This is a genomic window from Mesorhizobium sp. M7A.F.Ca.CA.002.05.1.1, assembly GCF_003998335.1.
In the GTDB taxonomy this organism is placed as follows: domain Bacteria; phylum Pseudomonadota; class Alphaproteobacteria; order Rhizobiales; family Rhizobiaceae; genus Mesorhizobium.
The window spans coordinates 1-2,897 of the sequence record NZ_RZQI01000769.1 but is presented as its reverse complement, the minus strand read 5'-3'; the positions used below and the strand labels follow the sequence as shown (position 1 = coordinate 2,897).

Below are 2,897 nucleotides of genomic sequence, written 5' to 3'. Positions count from 1 at the left end.
CCTCCACCGTGATCTGTTCAACGCCTGCCATGTTTTTTGTCGCTTATCCGTTTCCCGGGCCTTGGTTTCGGCCATTTGCAGAAGCTTCTGCGCTCCGGCCAGATCCGCGTCGATGGCGGACGGGTCAAGGCCGACACCCGTGTCGAGCCCGGCCAGATGGTTCGCGTCCCACCGCTCGAGGTCGACAAGAAGGGCGAGAGTGCGCTGACCGGCCACTCGATCCGCAACCAGGGCGATGCCGATGTCCTGTCGAAAATGCTGATCCATGAAGATCCCAAGGTTTTCGTCTTCAACAAGCCGGCGGGCCTTGCGGTGCAGGGCGGCTCGGGCGTCACCCGCAATGTCGACGACATGCTGGAGGCCTGGCGCAGCCAGAAGGGCGAGAAGCCCAGACTGGTTCACAGGCTCGACCGCGACACTTCAGGTGTTCTGGTCGTCGCCCGCACCCGGCTGGCCGCCATGAAGCTCTCGGAAGCGTTTCGCGCCCGCGAGACCAAGAAGACCTATTGGGCGCTGGTCAAGGGCGTGCCGCCCAAGCGCGAGGACAAGATCTCGACCTGGCTGATCAAGGAGCCGACGCCGGACGGTGACCGCGTGCGTGTCGCCGCGCATGGCGAAAAGGGCGCCGATCACGCCGTCTCCTACTACCGCATCATCGAGCAGGCTGCGCAGACGATGACCTGGCTTGAAATGGAGCCCTATACGGGCCGCACCCACCAGCTTCGTGTCCACGCCGCCTACATCGGCTGCCCGATCCTGGGCGATCCGAAATATTTCGAGGCCGACACCAACTGGGACTTTCCAGGGGGCATTCAAAACCGCCTGCATCTGCACGCCCGCCGCATCATCATTCCGCATCCCGACAAGGGCGTCATCGATGTCACCGCGCCAATGCCGCCGCACATGCGCCAGAGCTGGAACCTGATCGGCTTCGACGACGCCAGCGCGGAGGACTGATCGTGAGCGGCGCCAGTGACGCGCTCGACCGGCGCGACACGGTCGACATGGCCGCCGCCGCCATCATGGTCGGGCTGACCTTTTCCTGGGGGTTGAATTACGTCGCCGCCAAGATCTCCTACGCTGGTTATGACCCGGTCTTCCTGTCGATCGCGCGCTCGATCATCGGCGGCCTGTGTGTCTTTGCCTGGTGCCGGTGGCGCGGCATCGCGCTTTTCACGCGCGACGGGACCTTGCTCGCCGGCATCGTGGTTGGCGCGCTTTTCGGCATCGAGTTCCTTTGCCTTTATGTCGGCCTGGAGCATACGACCGTTGCCCGCAACACGCTGCTGGTCAACACGATGCCGTTCTGGATGCTGCTCGGCGGCCATTTCCTGCTCGGTGAGCAGATCACATTGAGGAAATTCCTTGGCCTGCTGCTGGCCTTTGCCGGCCTTGTCGCGGTGTTTTCCGACAAGCTTGGCGGCGGCGGAGACATGCTGTTCGGCGATCTGCTGAGCCTCGGCTCCGGATTCTTCTGGGCTTTGACCAACATCCTCATCAAGCGGTCGAAGCTGGTCGAGGCGAGCGCCGAGAAGCTTCTGCTTTACCAACTCGCCGGGGCAGCGATCGTCGGCATATTGGTGCTGCCTCTCGCCGGCCCGCCCGTTCGCGACCCGACCGTGCTGCCGACCTTGGCGCTGCTCTTCCAGGCTGTCTACATCGTCGCCTTCACCTATGTGCTGTGGTTCTGGCTGTTGCGGCGCTATCCGGCGTCAGGCCTGTCCAGTTTCACTTTCCTGTCGCCGGTTTTCGGCGTGCTGTGCGGCGCCATGTTCTTGAATGAGCCGCTGACCATGCGCATTTTCCTGGCACTTGGCCTGATTGCCGCCGGCCTGATCATCGTCAACCGGCCAGTGCGCAAGCTGACGCCGGTGTAAGAGAGACCTTCTATGCGTGACATCCTCAACGACCTTGAAGCGGGCAAATATCTTTCGGATCCGGATCCGGTGCGCCGCGCCCAAATCCAGATGAAGACGCCTCTGCCGAAGCGCTTCTACAAGACCGTCTCGGTCGCGCCGGTCGAAGGCGGCTTTGCCGTGCATCTCGACGGCAAGCCGGTGCGCACGCCGGGCAAGGCGCTGCTGGCAGTGCCTACCGAGGCGGCAGCCGCGCTCGTCGCCGACGAGTTCGCCACCCAAAGCGAGACCATCAATCCGGTGACCATGCCGGTGATGCGGCTTGTGAACACCGCCATCGATGGCGTCGCCAGCGACCCGCAGGCGGTGCTGGAAGACATTCTGCGCTTCGCCTCGTCCGATCTGCTCTGTTACCGCGCCGACGCGCCGCAAGGGCTGGTGGAGCGGCAGAACCAGCATTGGGACTCGGTGATAGACTGGGCGAGGGGAACACTTGGGGTGCGCTTCAATCTCGCCGAGGGGATCATCCATGTCGAGCAGCCGCGCGAGACCATCGCGGTGCTGGGCAGCCATCTTGCCCAGCGAACAGAGCCGCTGCGTCTCGCCGCCATCCATGTGATGACGTCGCTCACAGGTTCGGCGCTGCTGGCGCTGGCTGTCGATTTCGGCGAGATCGACGCTGAGGCTGCATGGGCCGCGGCTCATGTCGACGAGGACTGGCAGATCGAGCATTGGGGGCAGGACGCCGAAGCCGTTGCCCGCCGCGCGGCTCGCAAGCACGACATGATGGCTGCTGTCGGCCTGCTGGAAGCGCTCAAGGGCTAAGGGTTTCCCAGTTCGCCCGGTTTCATCCCGCAGCGCACCTAATACCAAAGTCATAATCCCAAAGACGCGCTGCCTTTGGCGGGCGCTTTCTGTCATTTTTCCCGAATGGCTGTCGTTGAGTCCGTGCTCGGAGGAGAACGCGGACGGTGTCGCGCAGCATCGAGAACGGGTCTCACGGGAGGATAACGAAATGGCAATAGCATCGACCGCCGGCGG

Annotated in this window: 3 protein-coding genes; all 3 read left to right on the top strand. The window is 63.4% G+C overall.

Annotation, left to right across the window (positions count from 1 at the left end; all coding sequences use genetic code 11):
* Nucleotides 1-24 precede the first annotated feature (24 nt).
* The 3 genes from EN939_RS28150 to EN939_RS28140 are packed head-to-tail and all read left to right on the top strand — an operon-like array spanning nucleotide 25 to nucleotide 2,681.
* Nucleotides 25-957, top strand: a complete 933-nt coding sequence (locus EN939_RS28150) for an RluA family pseudouridine synthase (RefSeq protein WP_164751285.1) — start codon at nucleotides 25-27, stop codon at nucleotides 955-957.
* Between the two features lie 47 nt (nucleotides 958-1,004).
* Nucleotides 1,005-1,877 carry a DMT family transporter gene (locus tag EN939_RS28145; protein WP_164748929.1) on the top strand — a complete coding sequence of 291 codons (873 nt, stop codon included), beginning with the start codon at nucleotides 1,005-1,007 and terminating at the stop codon, nucleotides 1,875-1,877.
* Nucleotides 1,878-1,889: 12 nt separating this feature from the next.
* Nucleotides 1,890-2,681 carry an ATP12 family chaperone protein gene (locus EN939_RS28140; RefSeq protein ID WP_127270981.1) on the top strand — a complete coding sequence of 264 codons (792 nt, stop codon included), beginning with the start codon at nucleotides 1,890-1,892 and terminating at the stop codon, nucleotides 2,679-2,681.
* The last annotated feature ends 216 nt before the right edge of the window (nucleotides 2,682-2,897 follow it).